Origin of the sequence: Chryseobacterium sp. (genome assembly GCF_019236175.1) — a bacterium.
Lineage (GTDB): Bacteria > Bacteroidota > Bacteroidia > Flavobacteriales > Weeksellaceae > Chryseobacterium.
Genome location: NZ_JAFAJM010000006.1, coordinates 152,519 through 173,404 on the forward strand (window position 1 = coordinate 152,519; position 20,886 = coordinate 173,404).

17 protein-coding genes and 1 riboswitch are annotated in these 20,886 nt (G+C 37.8%); of the genes, 4 read left to right on the forward strand and 13 right to left on the reverse strand.

Going from position 1 to position 20,886, the window contains the following annotated elements:
• Positions 1-33 precede the first annotated feature (33 nt).
• Positions 34-582, forward strand: coding sequence for a DUF4251 domain-containing protein (locus JO178_RS06470; protein WP_291933261.1), 549 nt, complete (start codon positions 34-36; stop codon positions 580-582).
• Here the strand turns inward: JO178_RS06470 and meaB are convergent.
• A complete protein-coding gene (meaB, locus tag JO178_RS06475) occupies positions 579-1,571 on the reverse strand; it encodes a methylmalonyl Co-A mutase-associated GTPase MeaB (RefSeq protein ID WP_291933263.1) in 993 nt (330 codons plus the stop codon). The two genes, JO178_RS06470 and meaB, sit on opposite strands and share 4 nt — an antisense overlap.
• A gap of 196 nt (positions 1,572-1,767) precedes the next feature.
• On the opposite strand from meaB, the gene JO178_RS06480 reads away from it, so the two are divergent.
• Together JO178_RS06480 and JO178_RS06485 are read left to right on the forward strand one after the other, a co-directional pair.
• Positions 1,768-2,061, forward strand: a complete 294-nt coding sequence (locus tag JO178_RS06480; protein WP_291933265.1) for a cytochrome C — start codon at positions 1,768-1,770, stop codon at positions 2,059-2,061.
• Positions 2,062-2,082: 21 nt separating this feature from the next.
• Positions 2,083-2,370: a c-type cytochrome gene (locus JO178_RS06485; protein WP_291933266.1), complete on the forward strand. Its 288-nt coding sequence runs from the start codon at positions 2,083-2,085 to the stop codon at positions 2,368-2,370.
• Between the two features lie 43 nt (positions 2,371-2,413).
• Here the strand turns inward: JO178_RS06485 and JO178_RS06490 are convergent, their stop codons facing one another.
• The 6 genes from JO178_RS06490 to scpA form a co-directional block, all read right to left on the reverse strand.
• Complete coding sequence (locus JO178_RS06490; RefSeq protein ID WP_291933268.1) at positions 2,414-2,932, reverse strand: tetratricopeptide repeat protein; 519 nt, start codon at positions 2,930-2,932, stop codon at positions 2,414-2,416.
• Complete coding sequence (gene prfH / locus JO178_RS06495) at positions 2,919-3,617, reverse strand: peptide chain release factor H (protein WP_291933270.1); 699 nt, start codon at positions 3,615-3,617, stop codon at positions 2,919-2,921. Before prfH ends, JO178_RS06490 begins: the two co-directional genes overlap by 14 nt.
• A gap of 2 nt (positions 3,618-3,619) precedes the next feature.
• Positions 3,620-4,165: a hypothetical protein gene (locus JO178_RS06500; RefSeq protein WP_291933272.1), complete on the reverse strand. Its 546-nt coding sequence runs from the start codon at positions 4,163-4,165 to the stop codon at positions 3,620-3,622.
• 116 nt (positions 4,166-4,281) lie between these two features.
• Positions 4,282-5,673, reverse strand: a complete 1,392-nt coding sequence (locus JO178_RS06505) for an RtcB family protein (protein ID WP_291933274.1) — start codon at positions 5,671-5,673, stop codon at positions 4,282-4,284.
• Positions 5,674-6,267: 594 nt separating this feature from the next.
• Positions 6,268-6,561 (reverse strand): hypothetical protein, encoded by a 294-nt coding sequence (locus tag JO178_RS06510; RefSeq protein ID WP_291933277.1) that lies wholly within the window; start codon positions 6,559-6,561, stop codon positions 6,268-6,270.
• A 110-nt stretch (positions 6,562-6,671) separates the two neighbouring features.
• A complete protein-coding gene (gene scpA / locus JO178_RS06515) occupies positions 6,672-8,792 on the reverse strand; it encodes a methylmalonyl-CoA mutase (RefSeq protein ID WP_291933279.1) in 2,121 nt (706 codons plus the stop codon).
• A gap of 125 nt (positions 8,793-8,917) precedes the next feature.
• Here scpA and JO178_RS06520 point away from each other — a divergent pair, with 125 nt between their 5' ends.
• Entirely contained in the window at positions 8,918-9,640 is a 723-nt protein-coding gene (locus JO178_RS06520; protein WP_291933280.1) for a hypothetical protein, read from the forward strand.
• A 136-nt stretch (positions 9,641-9,776) separates the two neighbouring features.
• Here the strand turns inward: JO178_RS06520 and JO178_RS06525 are convergent, their stop codons facing one another.
• The 6 genes from JO178_RS06525 to JO178_RS06550 all read right to left on the reverse strand — a co-directional run bounded on the left by JO178_RS06525 (position 9,777) and on the right by JO178_RS06550 (position 20,834).
• Positions 9,777-11,873: a prolyl oligopeptidase family serine peptidase gene (locus JO178_RS06525; RefSeq protein ID WP_291933432.1), complete on the reverse strand. Its 2,097-nt coding sequence runs from the start codon at positions 11,871-11,873 to the stop codon at positions 9,777-9,779.
• A 91-nt stretch (positions 11,874-11,964) separates the two neighbouring features.
• Positions 11,965-12,633: a hypothetical protein gene (locus JO178_RS06530; RefSeq protein ID WP_291933283.1), complete on the reverse strand. Its 669-nt coding sequence runs from the start codon at positions 12,631-12,633 to the stop codon at positions 11,965-11,967.
• Positions 12,634-12,718: 85 nt separating this feature from the next.
• On the reverse strand, positions 12,719-13,804 hold the full coding sequence (gene prfA / locus JO178_RS06535) for a peptide chain release factor 1 (RefSeq protein ID WP_291933285.1): 1,086 nt from the start codon (positions 13,802-13,804) through the stop codon (positions 12,719-12,721).
• Positions 13,805-13,943: 139 nt separating this feature from the next.
• Positions 13,944-15,242 (reverse strand): amino acid permease, encoded by a 1,299-nt coding sequence (locus JO178_RS06540; protein WP_291933287.1) that lies wholly within the window; start codon positions 15,240-15,242, stop codon positions 13,944-13,946.
• A gap of 6 nt (positions 15,243-15,248) precedes the next feature.
• On the reverse strand, positions 15,249-17,693 hold the full coding sequence (locus JO178_RS06545) for a TonB-dependent receptor (protein ID WP_291933289.1): 2,445 nt from the start codon (positions 17,691-17,693) through the stop codon (positions 15,249-15,251).
• 95 nt (positions 17,694-17,788) lie between these two features.
• A riboswitch (SAM riboswitch) is annotated at positions 17,789-17,894 on the reverse strand.
• 105 nt (positions 17,895-17,999) lie between these two features.
• Positions 18,000-20,834, reverse strand: coding sequence for an alpha-amylase family glycosyl hydrolase (locus JO178_RS06550; protein WP_291933290.1), 2,835 nt, complete (start codon positions 20,832-20,834; stop codon positions 18,000-18,002).
• Between the last annotated feature and the right edge of the window lie 52 nt (positions 20,835-20,886).

Genomic DNA, 20,886 nt, shown 5'->3' on the forward strand with positions numbered 1-20,886 from the left:
TGCTGTTTAAATTTAATAATTATTATTTCAATCATGAAAAAGTATATTTCTCTATTATTAATTTCCGGATTTTTGTTCTTTTTTCAAAGTTGTGCATCTCAAGGCTCACTGGATTCCAAAACAGTGGATACCTTAGTTACTTCACAAGAGTTTACATTCTATGCGCAAAGAGCAAATCCTACGAACTATGATGTTATTAATATCATGAATTCGATGCCTAATGCGACAGCTACAAGAATGCTGGACCTGAACGGAAATTATACGATTGATGTGAGTAAAAGCAATATTGTGGTAGTTCTGCCCTATTTCGGAAGAATATATAACCCAAGCTTTGGAAACCCCGATCAGAATAGCTATCGTTTCACATCAAAAGATTTTACCATTAATCAGTCTCAGAATAAAAAAGGAAACTGGACTATAAAGATTAAGACTAATGATATTTCGAATGTCAGCGATATCAATATTGAGGTTTATAAAAACGGTAAAGCATTTGTTTCTGTAAGAAGCAGTGACAGACAACCGATCACTTATGACGGCTATGTTTCAAAAACTATGGTAAAACAGGATAAAGAAAAACCTTAACCGTTATATTCTCCTGATAAAAATTTTTCAACAAATAATTTTGCTTCAGTACTTGGATTAGAAACCATTTCTGAAGCATTTTTTTTGTGCATAAAGTAGGCCTCTTCCATGGAATTGCTTTTTTTCATCAGGGATAAGATATATTCCTGAACCCAGTATTCAAATCGTTTTTCTGCCTGATGAGTACGTACTTCTTCAAAACGCCCGTTTTTCTTCTTCAGATCAATAAATCCGGCAATGGACTCATAAATCTCTTTCAGCCCTTCATTGTGTAGTGCTGACCCTAATAAAACAGGAATTTTCCAGCCTTTCTCTTTAGGCGGAATAAAATCTAAAGCCCGTTTTAATTCCAGTCTTGTATTTTTCGCTTTCTGAAGATTATCCTGATCCACTTTATTGATAAAAATAAGATCTACCATTTCCATGATTCCCCGTTTTATTCCCTGAAGTTCATCACCACCGCCAATAATTTTAAGAAATAAGAAAACATCAGTAATATCGGCAACCAATACTTCAGATTGACCTACACCAACGGTTTCGATCAGAATATAGTCATATCCTGCCGCTTCACAAATCATCATGGTTTCAAAAGTGGTATTGGCCACTCCTCCTAAAAAACCTGAACTTGGTGAAGGCCTGATAAAAGCATTTTCTTCTTTGGCCAGCTCTTCCATTCTCGTTTTATCCCCCAGAATACTTCCTTTATTAATGGAAGAACTCGGATCAATAGCAAGAACAGCAACTTTCTTACCTTCAGCAATCGCCAGTCTGCCGAAATTTTCAATAAAAGTAGATTTTCCTGCACCCGGTACACCGGTCACTCCAATCCTGACAGATTTACCGGTAAGCGGCATAATGTTTTTAAGAAGGTCTTCTGCCTGTACTCTATGCTCGGCCTTTTTACTTTCAACTAATGTAATAGCTTTAGCAATCAAACGTTTATTGCCTGATTGTATTCCTTCTATTAGCTCTTCTGTAGAAAATTTCATTGGCTCAAAATTAATAATTAAAAAGGGAATGATCAATAGAGAATTACGGGTCATAAGCTAAGAAAACAGATTACTGCTCTCCCATTATTTAGTTTCCGTTATTCTAATTTTTATTTCTTCTAAATTAAAACTAGCTTCCGTCAGATCAGCGCCTTAGAGAATTTATTACATTTGTTATATCTCAAAAATAAGAAAAATGAAAAAATTCATCGCTGCAGCATCATTCACGGCTGTTCTTTTGGTATCCTGTACCCCTAAAGCTTCTACAGCTACTGCTGCTGCAGGATCTTCAACCTCAACGGCAGAAGAAATTGCTCAGGGAAAAACAATCTTTGAAAGCTCATGCGGAAGATGTCACAAATTACCGGATCCAACCTCACACAATGCCACACAATGGGTAGGAATTATGAATGCAATGGCTCCAAAAGCTAAATTAACTGATGACCAGCATAAATGGGTTTACGATTATATTGTTTCTGTGAAAAAATAATCACCAAATAAAAATAGGGATATGAAAAAATTAATTTTAAGTAGTATTGCAGGATCAGCACTTCTTCTTTCCTGCGGCCCGAAAAGTACGGCAGTGACCGGTCCAAAATACACTTCAAGTGCACAGCTGGCTCAGGGAAAAACCATTTTTGAAAATTCCTGTGCTAAATGCCACAAATTACCGGAACCGACTAAACATGACAACCAGGGATGGATCAACACACTGAGCAGAATGGCTCCCAAGGCTAAGCTTAGTGATGATCAGCATCAAATGGTTTATGATTATCTTATTTCTGTCAACAAAAAATAAGCTTTCAAATGAAAGCTTATTTTTTTTACATGAATGAAAAGGGTTAAAGCGATACGTCTTCAGCTTTTTTTCGGGTTCGTGTTTTAGGCATTTTAGCTTTAATAAACTTTTCCCTGTCTTCCACAATTTCAAGTGTCGTCCTGCAATAAGTGAATTTTTTTGCTTCTTTAAGATCCTGCAGTGCATTTTTATAATCTTCTTTTCTTTCCGATAAAACCGATTTACAACAAAAAATCTCTGATTTATCAATACCCTTGATTCGCAAAGCAAACTCTATAAGTTTCATTGCCTCATCATAATCTTCATTATTTAAAAGGCAATCTATATAGTATTTGGGTGTATTTACATTGTTTACATTATACAGCATTGCCTCTTCAAAATATTTCTTTGCTGTTTCATAATCCTTTAGGATTTCAGAATATACCCTTCCCATCAGACAAAGACTGTCCGCATCTTCAGGTTCGTAGGATAATGCATAATTCAGAGAATCCAGACAATCAGAAAGATTATATGGAAAATGGTCTAAAGCCTCGAAATAATATTTATTTTTAGTTAAGGTCATTTTTATAATTTTTAAGTTCATTTTTAAGGACATTTCTTTGTTTTTTGAAAGATCTGTCCTGGTAATTCTTTTTAAAATCTGTTCCTGAAAAAGTACGGACAGGATTTCCGCGCTGAACCTGCATATGCTGAGACCATGTTTCCTGCATTTTTCTCTCCAGCTGTTGAAGATAAACTCCTGTTACTTTTTCTTGTAATCGTAGAACGGATAATTTTTTATTTTCAAGCTGTGATCTTGAATCCTGCACGAAAACACTTTGTCTGCTGGGAAGATGAGTGGCACGCACTGCCGTATTTACCTTATTGACGTTCTGTCCTCCGCTTCCCTGGCTTCTTGCAGTCTGAAATTGAATATCTTTTTCATGAAAATCAATCGTTTTCAGATTTTCAAGTTCAAAAATCCCAATAAACCAGTTACTTCTTTTATGGAGTTTTCTAAACGTACTCTTTCCAGTCCAGCAGATACTTCCTAACCAGCTCTTTAAAAAGCCGTCCAGCTCTTTTCCTTTCAGAAGTAAGGTTACCGACTTCAGGGTCAGATTTTCATCCCCGTTTTCGCGGTGAATGATTTCATATTCTATTGTATTCTGTTTTGCTTCTTCAAGAAAGGTCTTCAGCACTTTAGCTACCACCCACTGGCATTCCAAAGGGCCTCTTCCTGAAGTGATTTGTATTAATTTTTCCATTGTTACTTAGGCATTTTGCTTAATTGGGGATGTCCTACAGGATCTGTCCCCTTTTGTAATAAATCTTTTGCAGCCATCACCGCCCAGCATTTATCACTGGAATGAATATTTCTGTAAAATGAGAGCAGTACATCAGGTTTCACAACCGTAAAACCATAGATTTCAATTGTTTTCAAATCATTTCTCTCGAAAAAATCAAAAGTAATTCTGTGAAACTTTCCATAGTCCGATTCCACTGTTTTCTCATATCTGCGGAAATTTTCTTCACCGGGCAGATGATCATAGCGGGTCCATACTTTCTGAAATCCTTCGTGCTGAAGAATTACCACCGCTTCGGCCACATTTTCTTTTTTTACAAAAACATCAATATCTTTATGGTCGTGGGCATGCTTATATTCCGTATGTCCGGTTTCAGACATAAAATGCCATGCCCATCCGCCTGATATGATGACTTTATTTTTTAATTTTTCTAAAATTTCAAATCCGGACTTAATTCTGAATTCCGGCCATACTTCTCCGTATCTTTTTATAGTATGTGGAGTTCCCATTTGTTTAAATTTTTGACTTTAGTGTTAAAGGTTTATAGTTGACAGATAAGCATTCATTGGATTTTATCTGATCCGTAAAATAGTATTCATTGCCAACTATAAACAATCCGCTCAGTTTATCTGTCCATCCTTACAATTCTTGGCTGAAATGTTCCCAGGATGTCTACCATTTCACTTTGCGCATTCATCACTTCATGAATGTCTTTATAGGCCATAGGAGCTTCTTCGGCATTCCCGCCCATTAAGGTGACATTCTTCAGTTTCAATTCATTTTTAATATCATTCTGAGTGAAAAGGGTTCTGCACACTCCTCTTGAATATGCCCTTCCGGCTCCGTGTGACGCTGAGTTCAGTGCATCAGGATTTCCTTTTCCGCGAACAATAAATCCTTTGGCAGTCATAGATCCGGGGATCATTCCCAACTCATTTTTATGAGCCGGGGTAGCTCCTTTTCTGTGAACAATTACTTCTTTTCCGTTATGAATTTCTTTCCACGCAAAATTATGGTGGTTTTCAATTCTGGCTTTTACTCTACCTCCAACGGCTTTTACCAGTCTCCTGTGAATATCATCATGACAGGCAGAGGCATAATCTCCTGCAAGATTCATCGCCGTCCAGTATTCCATTCCCAGGTGTGTACTGAGGTCCAGCCACGCAAAATTCTGGGCTTCCTTTGGCAAAGGGCATTGTTCTGTTGCCACTCTTGAGTAATATTGAGCAATTTCAGCACCCAGTCCTCTTGATCCGCTGTGTGAGAGAATTCCCAGATAATTTCCTTTTGGTAAACCAATCTGTTCATCTTCTTCCGTAATCTCTACTTCTCCGAATTCCACAAAGTGGTTTCCACCTCCGGATGACCCCATCTGTTTAATTGCTTTTCCCTTTAATCTCCTTAGAACCGGGATAAGATCGAAAGTATCTCTTTCAAAAATTTCATGGTCAATATGAGACTTATGGGTTTCGTACATTCCGAATTTCGTATGCTCTGCAAGAGCTTTTTCATACTTATCTCTTGCTCCGTTGAGATAGGAAACCGGGGTATCCAGGATACTGAGGCTCATTCTGCATCCGATATCCATTCCTACCCCATAGGGAATTACTGCATTTTCTACTGCCAGTACTCCACCGATGGGAAGCCCGTAGCCACTGTGTGCATCAGGCATTAAAGCTCCCTGCGTTGATATTGGAAGTTTTAAGGCAGTATACAGCTGATTCTTTGCTTCTTCTGAAATATGATCCCCAAAGATCTGAAAGGAGGCACGCTGTGTATTCAGCATTCTTTTTTCTGTTTTTCTGGACGAAAGCAATGCTTCTGCAATTTGTCCAAAGGTCAGATCCTTTTCAAAATTCTCAGGACTGATCAGAATTTCCTTTAAAAGAGATTTCACATGATGGATATTTTTAGTGGCAAAATTTCTTTTCATGACTTCCAGAGCCACATTGACACTTTGATTATTCGGATAACCGAGTTTTAATATATCTTTTCCTTTTAGTTTTAAATTTCCCATTGTTGTTGTTTTAAATAACAGCCGGACTATAAGTCCATAAACATTTCTGCAAGTTCTGTTGCAGTCATAGCGCAGGAAACATACTTCCTGCTTTTGATAAGATCCGTTTTCTACATCTTTTCTAATTGTTCTTTTTCTGCTTCTTGCGCTTCTTAGGCCTAAGAACAGCAGGTTATCTTATTTTCCATGTTAAGACACGGGATATCAGGTACAAATTCCAGAATTCCGGAAGTTGTTATGTATCCTTTTTAACTAAAATATTAGTTGATAGTTTTAACAATAATGAACAGCATGAATTTTGAATCGAAAAAATTCTTTCACTTTGTTCTTAATAACACTGAAAAGATTTCGGGGAAACTAAAGTTTGAAATATTGCGCAATAAAAAACCCGAAATCTCTACGACTTCGGGTTTTGATATTTCATTGTACTGTTATTCTAAGAATGTACCAAACCACGAAGCCTTACCACCATAAGCGGTAATCCAACTGTAGAATTCTGTTTTGTTCTGAACATTGCTTCGTTGTTTTTTTATTGGTTAAACTTGATTTTCAGATGCAAATATAATAATTTTTTTGAGAATCAAATTTTTTTTTTCACTTAAGGTGAATTAAGCTCATAAAAATTCCGTCAGTTACCCTGGTCATTCTTTTTAGATCAAGGGTTTCTAAAGTCCCCGTAGACTCATGATAATTTTTATTCCTGAAGAATGAAGTATCCGTGATCATTATTGCCGGAAAATCAAATTCTCTGTAATTAAGATAATCAGAAAAATTCACCCCTTCTGCAAAATCCGGAGCCGGAAACAATGCTGCTTTGGTCTGATTTGAATTTTTAAAATTTTCTATAAACCAATTAACAAAAGGTCCTGCTCTGCTGAATTTTTTCACCAGGGTAATAAAGTCTCCTTTATCTCCATCAAAGGGATGATAAAAAATAAGCCTACGAAAAAAACAGCTTTTTCTTCGCAGGCTTTATGGTTTTCAGATTTATATCTGTTTTAGTTTTCTAAAAATTTTTCTAAAATTTCTACTGCACATTTTGGAAGGTTAGTTCCCGGTCCAAAGATAAAATCGGCTCCGTTTGCATACAGAAACTCATAGTCCTGTTGTGGAATGACCCCGCCTACGACTATGGTAATATCATCTGCACCCAGTTTTTTTAACTCTTCAACGACTTGCGGAACCAGTGTTTTATGCCCTGCAGCCAGGGAAGATACTCCTAAAATATGAATGTCATTTTCAACGGCCTGTTTGGCAACTTCTTCGGGAGTCTGGAACAAAGGTGCTACGTCTACGTCAAATCCCATATCGGCAAAGGCTGTTGCCACTACTTTTGCTCCTCTGTCATGCCCATCCTGTCCCATTTTAGCAACCATCAATCTTGGACGGCGCCCTTCTTCTTCTTCAAATTTCTGACTAAGATGAAGAGCTTTTTCAAAGTATTCGTTTTTACCGGCATTCATAGCATATACACCAGAAATTGTTTTAATATTTGCTTTATATCTTCCGAAGGTTTCTTCCATAGCATCACTCATTTCGCCAAGAGTTACTCTTCTTCTTGCAGCTTCAATACATAATGCCAGAAGATTTCCTTTTCCAGTTTTTGCACTTTCGCGGATCTCATTCAGAATCTGATCTACAGCTTCCGTATTTCTTTCAGCTTTAATGGTATTTAATCTTTCAATTTGCTTTCTGCGAACTTCTGTATTATCAATATCAAGAATTTCAATTTCATCCTGTTTCAAGGATGTTTTAAAAGAATTAACTCCGATAATGAATTCTTCTCCGCTATCAATTTTTGCCTGTTTTTTGGCAGCTGCTTCTTCGATTCTCATTTTAGGAATTCCCGCTTCAATTGCTTTGGTCATTCCGCCTTCCTGTTCTACCTCATCGATATACTTCATGGCTTCTTCAATCATTTGCTGGGTAAGGCTTTCCACAAGATTACTGCCTCCCATCGGATCTACAACATCGCAGATTCTACTTTCCTGCTGAAGAATAATCTGTGTATTTCTTGCAATCTTTGCAGAATAATCTGTAGGGAGAGCAATAGCTTCATCGAGTGCATTGGTGTGTAGCGACTGTGTACCTCCTAACGCTGAAGATAAGGCCTCAATAGCTGTTCTTGTGATATTATTGAAAGGTTCCTGCTCAGTCAGAGACCAGCCGGAAGTCTGTGAATGTGTTCTTAATGCTAAAGATTTCGGATTTTGAGGATTAAATTGCTTTAAAAGATTAGCCCATATATATCTTGCGGCGCGCATTTTAGCGATCTCCATGAAGTGATTCATCCCGATAGCCCAGAAGAATGAAAGCCTTGGTGCAAAGTCATCCACCTTCATCCCTGCCTTAATTCCTGTTCTTACATATTCTAATCCGTCTGCAAGGGTATAGGCCATTTCCAGTACCGGAGTAGCTCCTGCTTCCTGCATATGATAACCCGAGATAGAAATAGAATTGAATTTCGGAATATTCTGTGAAGTATATTCAAAGATATCTGCAATAATCTTCATGGAAGGAGCCGGCGGGTAGATATAGGTATTCCTCACCATGAATTCTTTCAGAATATCATTTTGTATGGTTCCTGAAAGCAATTCCTGTTTTACACCCTGTTCTTCCGCGGCAACGATATAGAAAGATAAAATAGGAAGTACGGCTCCGTTCATTGTCATAGACACTGAAATCTGATCCAACGGAATTTCATTGAAAAGGATTTTCATATCTTCAACAGAGTCTATGGCTACTCCTGCTTTTCCTACATCCCCAACCACTCTGCCGTGGTCAGAATCATATCCTCTGTGTGTTGCAAGATCAAATGCCACTGAAAGTCCTTTTTGTCCTGCAGCCAGGTTTCTTCTGTAAAAGGCATTGGATTCTTCGGCAGTGGAAAATCCGGCATACTGACGGATTGTCCATGGTTTTTGAACATACATCGTGGAATACGGCCCTCTCAGATAAGGTTCAATTCCCGGAGAAGTCTGGGTTAATTCTTGATTTTTAATATCTTCTGCTTTATAGGAAGATTTCAACTGCAGTCCATCTTTTTCGAACGGATAGACTTCAGTTTTCTTTTCAGTTATATTAAATTGAGGAGTTTTATTTTGAACTTCCCGTCTCATACTTTCGGATTTATTAGATGGCTAAAATTACACATTTTTGAAATAATAGATTTAATTATAAAATTCGCTTGTCAAATAGATTCTCAATCATTCTAATGTTTATTTTTGTCTCTTAAAAATTAAACATGAAAACACTATTTTCCTTTATGCTTTTTACAGTTATGCAGCTTTCTGTATATAGTCAAGAGACCATTGATTTTGAATTTAGCTTTCCTGAAAATTCTCATTTTACAATAGAGCAACATACTGACAATTCAGGAACAATGAAAATTACGGGATCTGCTCATGATATTGAAGCTTTAAAAAAAGCAGCCTATAATCAAAACAGGAAATTGAGATACCTCATGAATTATACTTCGGAATATACAACAGGCAAGAAGACTACAGGAGCTTTTCCTTTTGATTTCTCTTACAGCAGTATTAGTTTTGATATTGACAGTGACGGCAAAAAGCAAAAGAAAGAAGGAAGCTTTTCATCTTCCATTCTAAAAGGAGATGTGGTGAAAGGTAAATTATCTGTTGTTGCCCCTGCCAACACGGGCTCTTCATCTCAAGATCAGTATATAAATTCATTACCAAAATACTTTTCCCTTGATTTTCCTACAGTAAAAAACATGAAAACAGGAGCGTTTTTCACCGTAAAGCGGGCTACAGATAATAAGGCTGAAGGGTATTCCTTTTCAGGAAATGTAAAATATATTTTAACTAAAATTGAAAATGAATTAGCCTATTTTTCAATAGAAGTGATCTTTAAAAATGATCCGAATTCAGTTTTAAAATCTTCAGGATATGGTAGCGGCGAAATGATTACAATCATAAAGAAAAATTTATCCAATCTGAAAAGATGAAAATAAGCTTACACAGTTCACAAAATAAAGATGTAAAAATAATTGCTGAAAATACGGTGATCACTTCTTATGAATTAAAAAACCTTGTCAAAAATTAAATTCAACAAGGTTTTTATTATTATTTTTTTCAGAGGAATTATTTTTCTAATTTCTTAATTCCCATTTCATATAATGCAAACGATAAAAGGTCTGCATTTTCACCGATCACCTGATCAGTTGATCTTCCGGCGCCGTGTCCTGCATTCTTTTCTATTCTTAATAAAATAGGATTTTTACAGGCTTGTTTTTCCTGTAGTTCAGCGCCAAACTTAAATGAGTGGGCCGGAACGACTCTGTCATCATGATCACTGGTAATGATCATGGTTGAAGGATAGCATGTTCCTGCTTTTACGTTGTGTACCGGAGAATATGATTTAAGATAATCAAACATTTCTTTACTGTCTTCTGCGGTTCCGTAGTCATAGGCCCATCCGGCTCCAGCCGTAAACTTATTGTACCTCAGCATATCCAATACGCCCACTCCCGGAAATGCCACCCTTGCCAGATCCGGACGCAGCGTCATCGTTGCTCCTACCAGTAAGCCGCCGTTTGATCTTCCCGAAAGGGCCATATATTCTTTTGAAGTATAGCCTTTGCTTTGCAGATATTCTCCTGCTGCAATAAAATCTTCGAAAACATTTCGTTTCTGCATCTTTGTACCGGCATCATACCATTTTTTACCATACTCACCTCCGCCACGAATGTTGGGAACGGCATAAATACCTCCGTTTTCCATCCATATAGCATTGACTACAGAAAATCCGGGTTGTAAACTGATATTAAAACCTCCGTAAGAATAAAGAATCGTTGGGTTTTTACCATCGAGCTTCGTTCCTTTTTTATAGTTGATCATCATAGGAACTTTTGTTCCGTCTTTTGAGGTATAGAATACCTGCTCTGAAATATACTCATCAGGATTAAACTTCACTTTCGGCTTTTCATAGATTTCGGATTTACCTGAATCGACATTAAATTTGTAGATCGTTGCCGGCGTAATATAATTGCTGAAAGAATAATAGACATCTTTTTCCTTTTCTTTACCTTCGAAATCCGAAATATTTCCTTTTCCCGGAAGTGTAATTTCTCTGATTAACTTTCCGGTTTTGTCAAACTGTTTTACCTGATCAATAGCATCAATCATATAAGTGGCAAAGAAATATCCTCCTCCTGAAGAAATTCCCAGTACATGTTCTGTTTGCGGAATGATATTTTTCCATGTCGCAGGTACCGGGTTATTGATAGTAGTCTTGACAAGGCGCATATTAGGTGCCTCTTTATCTGTGAAAATAAAGAGATCATCACCTTGGGTATCAACAATACTTGCATTGATATCAAATCCCTTTGTAATCTGAACAAAGTCACCGCCTTTCTTAAGATCTTTGATGTACAGTTCATTACCATTCGTAGCATTTGCTGCTGAAATAATCAGATATCTCTGGTCTTCGGAAACGTTAGCCCCCAGATACCTTCTTGGTGTTTTCTCTCCTCCGAAAATCAGCTGATCTTCTGATTGTTTTGTTCCCAGTTTATGAAAATAAACCTTATGTTTATCCGTCATTCCGGAAAGTACCGTCCCTTCTTTTGGTTTGTCATAGCTTGAATAATAGAAGCCTTCGTCTCCCTGCCATGAAATTCCACTGAATTTAATATCCATCAATGTTTCATCAATCTGTTTTTTTGTAACTGCGTCGATGATCATAATTTTATTCCAGTCACTTCCGCCTTCAGAAATAGAATAAGCGGCAAGTGTTCCTTTTTTGTTGAATGACAGATTGGAAAGTGAAGTAGTTCCTTTATCTGAGAATGTATTAGGATCTAAAAAGACTTCTGTAGCTTTTGTTTTATTATTTGTTCTGTAATAAACCGCCTGTGCCTGTAATCCGTTATTTTTTGTGTAATAAGTATAGTCGCCTTCCTTGAAGGGCGCCGTGATTTTTTCATAATTCCAGATATCTTTCAGCTGATTTTTTATTTTATCTCTGAATGGAATTTTTGAAAGGTAATTCTGACTGTAGGCTACTTCTTCATCCACCCACTTCTTTGTTGCTTCGGAATCATTTTCCAGATCTCTGAAAGGGTCTGCTACGGCAGTACCGAAATAAGTATCTGTCTGACTTCCTTTTAATGCTTTTGGATAATTCATTTTTTGAGAATAAAAAGATGCTGAAAACAGAACTCCAGCAGTTAATAACATAGGTTTAAAATTCATAGTGAACGGTTTTATCAAAAATACGCAAAGTATGTGAAATAAAAAAAGCCCTGTAAAACAGGACTTTTTGAATTTTTTAATTAAAACTATCAAAATAGAAATCGGTAAGATTTGTTACGATTTCATCCGGGCTTCCGTTCCAGTAGTATATTTTATCTCCTTCTTTAAGTTCGTACAGGCTGAATTTCTGATCTGTAGAAATCACTTTATCTGCATTTTTAAAACCATCGATCAATGCTGCTAAATATTTTTTCAAATCCTCAGCTTTCACTTTTTTCGGATCTGTTCCCGGTTGTGCCGGTGTTTTTGAAGGAACTTTAAAGCTTACGGTATACGTTAATTCTGCAATTTTTTGACCCTCAACATATTCGTTAGGAACCACTTTTACGCTTTTTATCATGAGTTGCCCCTTTCTGAAATTATCAAACATAAGTCTGACATACTCCTCTGCCTCTTTTTTACATGCTGTAGCAGCGGCTTTAGGAAAAATAGCAAGGAAACCTTCTGTTGTACTCGTAACAGCTTCTTCAGAAGTCTCTTTAAAATCGACCTGATAAGCATCCTGGCCTTCTACAGTAGGCCTCAGATAGTCATTAAGTTTCATGCGGACAGCGTCATCATTTTTCAAAAAGGTATCGAAAAATAATTCGAACACTTCTTTAGGTTTCTTTACCTCTGTTTGTGCTGAGACATATTGCCCGGCTACGGTAAGCAATACCAGTAAAATAATTTTGAGATTTTTCATAGTTTATATTTTGTTTATGTTATGATGTATGTAAAAAGAAAAGCCTCTGAAAAAATCAAAGGCCTTTTATCTATTTTTTTAAACTTTAGTAGTTTTCTTCTTCTCCCTTCATTTTTTCTGCATTTTCCGCCATGATTACGGCATCAATCATTTCAGAAATATCTCCGTTCATATAAGCATCAAGGTTGTACATCGACTTATTGATTCTGTGGTCGGTAACTCTACCCTGCGGATAATTGTAGGTCTTGATTTTTGCAGAACGGTCTCCTGTAGAAACCATTGTTTTTCTTTGAGCGGCAATATCTCCCTGAACTTCCTGCAGTTTGATATCATATAATTTAGCACGGAGCATCTCCATTGCCAATTCACGGTTTGCCAGCTGAGAACGAGCCTGTTGACAAACAACGACAAGTCCAGAAGGTTTGTGGGTAAGCTGAACTTTAGTTTCAACCTTGTTTACGTTCTGACCTCCTGCACCTCCTGAACGCGAAGTCTGCATTTCGATGTCAGCCGGATTGATTTCTACATCCACTTCCTCTGCTTCCGGTAAAACCGCAATAGTAATTGCAGAAGTGTGAACTCTTCCCTGAGATTCCGTTTCCGGTACACGTTGTACACGGTGAACTCCCGATTCGAATTTCATGATCCCATACACTCCTTCTCCTTCCACTTTCATGATCAGTTCTTTGTATCCTTTTGCAGCTTCATTAGAATCGGTCACTTCATGTCTCCATCCTTTTGTCTTGAAATACATGGTATACATTCTGTAAATATCTTCTACAAAAATGGCAGCTTCATCACCTCCTGTTCCGGCACGTAATTCAACAATAACGTTTTTATCATCTGCAGGATCCTTAGGAATCAACAATACTTTAAGGTCTTCTTCCAATCCTGGAATTTTGGACTGAGCTTCCAGCTTTTCTTCTTTAGCTAAGTCTACCAAATCTCTGTCTGACCCATCAGCGATGATTTCATCAGATTCTTCAATAGCATCCAAAGCTCCTTTATATTGATCGTAAACTTTTACAATTTTTCCCAAATCACTATATTCTTTGTTCAAAGAAGAATATCTTTTTTGGTCTGAAATGACATCAGGCTGTATAATAAGGTCTGCAACCTCATTATATCTTTGTTTTATAGCTTCTAATTTTGGAATTAATGATTTAGACATTCTGGAATTTTTGTGGGTGCAAAGATAAGCATTATTAATTCAAAATTAAAGTATAAATTTTTGAGCATTAGAGGGAAATTAGCAAAATGGGTAATTTATGAATCGGGGCATCCTGCTTTTCACGTTCTCAGCACTCCTCCTAAACTTCTTTGGAAAGTCTCCTGTCAATTATATATAAAATAATTCCTACAGCCACAATTCCCAATCCTATAAAACTTTCTTTAGGATTATGAATCAATGTAAAATAGAGAATATAAATACTGAACAGCAGAAAAACAGCCGGGAAAATATAAAAGGCATTGGATTTAAATATTCTTCTGTTTTCTTTTTTAAGGAAAAATACGGTAGAAATGGCCAGGCTGGCAAACAGCTGAAGGATGAAAGCAGTATAGACAAAAATTTCTTTAAAGCTTCCGGTCAGGATAATAATAGCAGCAATCACAGCATGGGCAAAAATAGCCCTTACCGGAATTCCTTTTTTGTTTCCTGCTGAAAGAGGTTTCCATAAATAGCTGTCTTTAGCAAAGGCCTGGGTTAATCTGGACCCCACCCACAAATAACCACTGATGGTGGCAATGAGCTGAAGTGCTATAAAAACGTTTACGACTTTCCCAAAGGCAGGGCCCAGCATATTCACGGCGGCTTCTCCCATTACATCTTCTTTTCCGGCCAGCTGGCTTACGGGAGCATGTTTCAGCATAATGTAGTTCACCAGAATATAGCTCACTGTCACGAAAACGGTTCCTATAATAAGCGATTTAGGTAAATTTCTCTGTACATTTTTTATTTCTCCGGCAATATAGGACGCTGAATTCCATCCGGTATAAGAATAGGTAACAAAAACCAGAGAAGTAGCAAAAGCGGGTAGCATAATTTCGTTCTTCCAGCTATCACTGAAATTCAGGCTATTTCCAATTTGTGAGGATCCCGAAAGCCCTACTCCCAAAATAACAAGGACAATAATAAAGGCTATTTTAATGAATGTAAAAAAATTATGAAAGCGGCTTGATGTTTTTAGGCTGAATGATAGTGTGGCTGCAACAAAAAACAGGGCTGCAATGGCAAAACCGTTTCCAAAAGTATAATCAAATGCGGAAAGATATTTCGACATAGCCAGTGCAGCCAGTGCAACGGGTGACGAAAATCCTATAATTAAGGAGATCCAGCTGATCAGGTAACCGAATAAAGGATGGTAGGTTTCTTTAAGGTAGATAAAGTCTCCGCCATTGCCTTTAAAATGAGAGCCCAATTCGGCATAGCAAAAGGCACCGAATAATGCTAAAATTCCTCCTATAGCCCATAATAAAAAAATGCTGTAGGTATTTGTAATATCGGACAACTGGAACCCAAGCGTGGTAAAGATGCCTGTTCCTATCATATTGGAAACAACGATGGCAGCGGCAGTCTTCCAGCCGATCTGATGTGAAGCAGTACTCATGAATGATTAAAAATTAAAATTAAGTCTCCCAAAAAAGTAGCTTCCCAATGTTCCCATCTGTACCGGTGCATATTTGAATACTCCGTAATATGAGTTTTCATAGATCTGCAGATCCGGAAAAACATCAAAGACATTGTTTGCTCCCATGGTAAAATTAATATTTCTGGTGATATCATATCCTACACTGATGTCTGTAACTACCTTTGGTGTAAACTCCTGAACACCCCCAAAAGGATATCCGTCTCTTATCACTTTACCAAAATAAGTATTTCTCACGAGAAAATTAAATTTTCCGATCCCGTAATTCAATCCGAGTGATGCCTTCGTTTTCGGAGACAGGGTCTCAATGATATTGATCTGGTCAGGTCCAAAATACTGGTCTCTCGGAGTATTGATATTTTCAGGAAAATGAAAGTCTGTAATTTTTGTTTCCGTATAATTTCCGGCAAGACTGACATTAAGATTTCCGCCCCCTAACTTCCAGTCATAGGAAACCACTACATCCACTCCTTTTGTTTCGGTATCGATAGCATTGGCAAAAAACCTTCCGCTTTCTACCTCATTCCCTTTCCCTACAATAGTAGGATCAGATAATCTCGGATCTGTAATATTGCCCGTAATAACAATTCTGTCTTTTACTTTAATGATATATCCATCCACTGTAATAAAGAGTCCTTTTGCCGGTTTTAATGTAAATCCTGCACTTCCGTTTACGGATGTTTCCTGTTTTAAGTGATCAAAACCAAGAACCTGTGCCGCTTTACTGTCATTGCTAAAAATCCCTTTGGTTACAATTTTTGAACCGGTGGTTGAAATATCAGCATAAGAGTTGTTAAAATACTGCTGCTGAAGGGAAGGAGCTCTGAAACCTGTTCCCACCGCTGCTCTTACCGCATAATTCTTTATAAACTCGTATCTTACGGCCAGCTTTCCGTTCAGTGTATTTCCAAAGTCTGAATAGTTTTCATACCTTACTGCGGCATCTATATTCAGTTTTTTATCGAGGTCATAGGAAACATCGGCATACACTGCTGTTGAATGCCTGTCTTTCCTCAATGCATTACGCGGAGAAAAACCGATAAAGGATTGCGAGCCTCCCGCTCCGCTCACATTAGAACCCTCTACGGCTATATTTCCGTTGGTATCATATTGAGTATATGAAGCTTCATCTCCTCCTTTAATCTGGTATTGTTCAAATCTGAATTCTCCCCCGAAAGCGATATTAAACCGGTTTAAGTTTTTAGAAACATCCAGGTTAACCGTATTTTGCAGGAAACTGTGCGCACCGGCATAAAAGCGGGTAGGTGATTTTGCTCCTAAGGATGCATTATTAGTATTGCTTACATTATAAGTGAATGTATTGTTTCCAAATGTATTGCTCAGATCAAACAACCAGTTATTCATGTTATATTTTGCACCGACAGCATAAGAGATATCATATACCTGAGATCCTAACACTGCCTGAAAACCATTAGGATAAATTGAAGAAACCACATTATATGTTTCACTCGGCAGCCTTCTGAAACCAAATCCTTTTCCCTCTTTGATACTGAAACCACCAAAAGAATAGAACTTCAACTGATCATTGAGAGGATATTCAGCATTAAAAAACAATTGAGCCTGTTTAATCTGTGCATCGCCGATCTGGAAATTGAAGTCATCGCGGGTTAATCCCCTTTTTTGGATTTCTGCATCATCTGCAGCTCTTGCAGCTATAGGATCAGGAGCAAATTCATAGGCAAAATTATCTCCGAAGATATCTAAATTATGATTTTGAGTTCTCGTTGTTTTTCCTCTGTGGCTCAGCTGTAATGAAAGATTGACATAGCCGTCTTTTTTTCCTAAAGATGTTCCGTAATTAATTCCCGCCTGATAGGTATCTCCGTCATTTCTGCCACTTAGTCCGTAGGTAAGGCTTGCAGTAGCCCCTTCATTCTTCTTAAGAATAATATTGATTACCCCTGCAATCGCGTCGGAACCATACTGTGCTGCTGCTCCGTCTCTTAATACTTCAATTTTTTCAATAGCAATCACCGGAATCGTACTCAGATCTGTTCCTACTGAGCCATTTCCTACCGTGTTCTGATAGTTCACCAAAGAAGTGGTGTGTCTCCTTTTACCGTTCACCAGGACAAGTACCTGATCCGGCCCCATACCCCTTAAAGTTACAGGATCAATATGTTCTGTTCCGTCTGATGCTGATTGTCTTACGGAATTAAATGACGGGATCACATAGTTTAGTAAATCCTGAACAGTAATCTGTGGGGAGTTTTTTTGTATTTTATCAATATTGATTACATCTACAGGAACGGGGGTCTCAAGCTTTGTTCTTTTAACATTCCGGTTTCCTACGATAATGATATCTTCAATCTGTTTTCCTTTTTCTTCCTGTTCCTGGGCTGCAACACGTATAGTTCCAAGCAGTAGTACAGCGATGCCTAATTTTTTCATCTTTTGTTCTTGCAAAATTATTAATACAGTCCGAAGGTTTAATCCCCGGCTCCACAAGACTTCAAGAAATGGAATTCATAATAGAATATTGACTTCACTTATCTCCCCCATCGGGTTGGAATTAGCACCTTTACACTTCTGGAATCGTGCAGGTTGCTAAGGTTTCTTTGGGCCAAATCCCTCCACCTTTCTTGATAAATCTACTGCAAAAGTAGACTATTTTTTTTAATATACAAAAAAGCAGATCCGTCAGCCGACAGATCTGCTTTTTAATTATCTCAATGACATATGCTGTTAGATTGTGATTTACTTTACAATCATTTTCTGAATAGCCACACCCGTATCTGACTTCAGATAAACAAGGTAAACTCCGGAAGGATAACCCACCTTCATTTCAATACTCCCGCTTTCACGGTCTAATTTGAAATTATTGATCCTGTTACCGTTTAGATCATAAATAAAAAGTTCCCCGTTTTTTGCCTTATTAAAAATGAATTTCACAGAACGGTTTTTTACGGGATTCTCTGCAATTTGCAATGATAATTTATGATCTGCATTCACATCCGATATAGATAAAGTCCCGTTGTAATCTCCAAAAATTCTAAATTCCCCGGGTTGCAGCGTGATAGGAGCTGTTGTAGAAGTTACAGACATCACCGTATTGTCCATCAGATTCTGCCATTCTCCCGGATAAGGAAAGTAAGGGACAACATTCTGAACTGAAGTTCCGTAATTAGCCAGTACTACAATATTTTTTATCCCGTTAACCGTAGTATCATACACGTATATTCTCGTGACCAGTCCATTAGGATCATTAGCCAGATTATTGGATTCTATACTGTATGTTTTAGATTTAAAAACCTGATGTGCATTCCTGATACTGATGATTTTAGCCCATGTATCATAGACTGCTTTTCTATTGGCATCTGCATCATAGCCTAGAATAAAGGCAGTGGGTTTCTCGTCTGTCCTGCATCCGTTACTGATGGTTCCGTCTGCACATCTGTTGATGCTGAAATCATATCCCAACTCTCCAAACTGCCAGATCATTTTCGGACCCGGAATCGTAAAAAAAGTCGCTCCAAAAGTTTTCATTCTCTCAAGAGCCGTATTTAGGTTTTTGACATTGTAACTTCCGTTTACAGCTCCATAGGCAAGATTTTTAAATATCAGTCTTTCCTCGTCATGACTTTCTCCGTAGCCTACAGCCCGCATACCTGTAAAACCGTGAAGAGTGTGGTTCATTCTGTCATAATTGCTGTTATCTTTATACCCCATCGTGTTCTGATTGTACGGATCTGTCTGTTTATTCCAAAGCAATACTCCTTTTCCTTCCGCTAGTCTGTAATTCGCCCACTGTTGTTCTTCCGCATCTGTTCCCAGATGTTCAAAGATCATATATGAACTCGGATCAATAGCCCATTGTCTGTCGGCATAATGTTTCATAATATCAACTCTGTCCTGTTGATAAGCATTGGTACAGGTCTCATCATTCTCAGAGCAACTTTGCGTAAACCCTTTGGTTAAATCCCACCTAAAACCATCGATATGATATTCTGTCAGCCATTGCTGAAGACATCTTTCAACGTAATATTGAGTTGAAGGGCTGGTGTGGTTAAAATCATTAAATACATTATAGGAATGTTTTGGAGTCTGGTTAAAATAAGGGTTATCAGCTGCTACCTCACCATATCCGTCGCCGTCCGGATCTATATTCCAGAGCCTTACCAAAGGTGAACGGCCTGTAGCATGATTCAAAGCAATATCCAGAATAACTGCAATTCCGTTCTGATGACAGAGGTCAACGAATTCCTTAAATTTTTCGGGCGTCCCGTAAGCTTTATCTAAAGCATAATGAAAAGAGGTATTGTACCCCCAGGAAAGATTTCCGTCAAATTCCATAATAGGAAGCAGCTCAATGGCATTCATTCCCAGATTTTTTATATAAGTGATCTTATTGATTAAGGACTGCCAGTTTTTCTCCTGAGTAAAGTCTCTCAATAACAGTTCATAGACGATTAAATTTTCTTTAGCCGGCCTCTGGAAGCTGGTGGTCTGCCAGTTGTAAGGAGTCTGTCCTGTTTTAAAAAAAGACACTTCAAAGTCCTGCCCTGCAGGAAATATTGGCAAACCGGGGTAAGTGGATGCAGAAATCCACGGATCATCGTAAGAAGACAGGATCTGTGGAGAATAAGGATCTGCCACTTTTTTCAGATCATTGGTTCTGTATTGAAAAGAGTAAACCTGCTGTGGTGTTAATCCGTTTAATTCGATCCAGTATAAATCAGGATTAGCCGTGTCTCTTTTCATTAAATAGCTATCATTTACCGCCCAGTTATTAAAACTGCCGATGACATGGACAAAATTTTTGTGAGGTGCATAGAGAGCGAGCCCCACTTTTGTCTGGTCTGTGGGATGATAATTGATTCCCTGCCTGATCCAGCCCGGAACAGCTTCGGAGATAACATTTCTGGGCACCTGTAAAATAAACGAGGCTTTTTTAGAATTTGCCCCGGAATTTGCGGTCAGTTCCATCGTGGCATCCTCTGAAACCGTGTAAGAATAAGCATAGGACTGCGAAGATATCGATGTGGAATGTACTGTAATGCCGTTTGCTTTTAACTGGAATGTAGCATTGACGTTCGTAGTTGCGGTAATATTTATTGAGGCTCCTGCCGGAACAGATGTCAAACTATTGACTAACGGACTGGTCAGATTTAAATTAAGAACACCTACATTAACAAAAATATCTGGTGATGTCTGATGAGATCCTGTTTTATCTTTCAGCAGAAACCCAAACCTTCCGATTCCTGTTCTTCCGAAAAAAGAAGTTGGAGTAAACGTAAAAGAATAACTATCTGCGGTTGCATTATAATTAAGTTTATTAACATCATTTGAATCATTCCAGCTTCCATTGGTAGGACAGTCCTGACTATTCTGATGATTTGTATCAAAAGACCATGACCAGATATAAACGGAATGATTGGAAACTCCCCATGCCGTTTCATCTATCTGATCTCCGGGAATAGTCAAGGTTATACTATCTGTTTCGTTAAAAGGATCAGGAGTGATGGTATAACTAATCTGCCCCGAAATGCATATCGCAACCAGCAGAAAAAGGATGGAATAAAGTTTTTTCATTTCTTAATTTTTATCGAATATAATTATTAATTTTCTTTCACCTGAGGTATTT

Excerpts from the sequence above, each read along its gene's own strand:
- JO178_RS06470 (WP_291933261.1), top strand. The coding sequence starts at position 34 with ATGAAAAAGTATATTTCTCTATTATTAATTTCCGGATTTTTGTTCTTT.
- meaB (WP_291933263.1), bottom strand. The coding sequence starts at position 1,571 with ATGAAATTTTCTACAGAAGAGCTAATAGAAGGAATACAATCAGGCAAT.
- JO178_RS06480 (WP_291933265.1), top strand. The coding sequence starts at position 1,768 with ATGAAAAAATTCATCGCTGCAGCATCATTCACGGCTGTTCTTTTGGTA.
- JO178_RS06485 (WP_291933266.1), top strand. The coding sequence starts at position 2,083 with ATGAAAAAATTAATTTTAAGTAGTATTGCAGGATCAGCACTTCTTCTT.
- JO178_RS06490 (WP_291933268.1), bottom strand. The coding sequence starts at position 2,932 with ATGACCTTAACTAAAAATAAATATTATTTCGAGGCTTTAGACCATTTT.
- prfH (WP_291933270.1), bottom strand. The coding sequence starts at position 3,617 with ATGGAAAAATTAATACAAATCACTTCAGGAAGAGGCCCTTTGGAATGC.
- JO178_RS06500 (WP_291933272.1), bottom strand. The coding sequence starts at position 4,165 with ATGGGAACTCCACATACTATAAAAAGATACGGAGAAGTATGGCCGGAA.
- JO178_RS06505 (WP_291933274.1), bottom strand. The coding sequence starts at position 5,673 with ATGGGAAATTTAAAACTAAAAGGAAAAGATATATTAAAACTCGGTTAT.
- scpA (WP_291933279.1), bottom strand. The coding sequence starts at position 8,792 with ATGAGACGGGAAGTTCAAAATAAAACTCCTCAATTTAATATAACTGAA.
- JO178_RS06520 (WP_291933280.1), top strand. The coding sequence starts at position 8,918 with ATGAAAACACTATTTTCCTTTATGCTTTTTACAGTTATGCAGCTTTCT.
- JO178_RS06525 (WP_291933432.1), bottom strand. The coding sequence starts at position 11,873 with ATGTTATTAACTGCTGGAGTTCTGTTTTCAGCATCTTTTTATTCTCAA.
- JO178_RS06530 (WP_291933283.1), bottom strand. The coding sequence starts at position 12,633 with ATGAAAAATCTCAAAATTATTTTACTGGTATTGCTTACCGTAGCCGGG.
- prfA (WP_291933285.1), bottom strand. The coding sequence starts at position 13,804 with ATGTCTAAATCATTAATTCCAAAATTAGAAGCTATAAAACAAAGATAT.
- JO178_RS06540 (WP_291933287.1), bottom strand. The coding sequence starts at position 15,242 with ATGAGTACTGCTTCACATCAGATCGGCTGGAAGACTGCCGCTGCCATC.
- JO178_RS06545 (WP_291933289.1), bottom strand. The coding sequence starts at position 17,693 with ATGAAAAAATTAGGCATCGCTGTACTACTGCTTGGAACTATACGTGTT.
- JO178_RS06550 (WP_291933290.1), bottom strand. The coding sequence starts at position 20,834 with ATGAAAAAACTTTATTCCATCCTTTTTCTGCTGGTTGCGATATGCATT.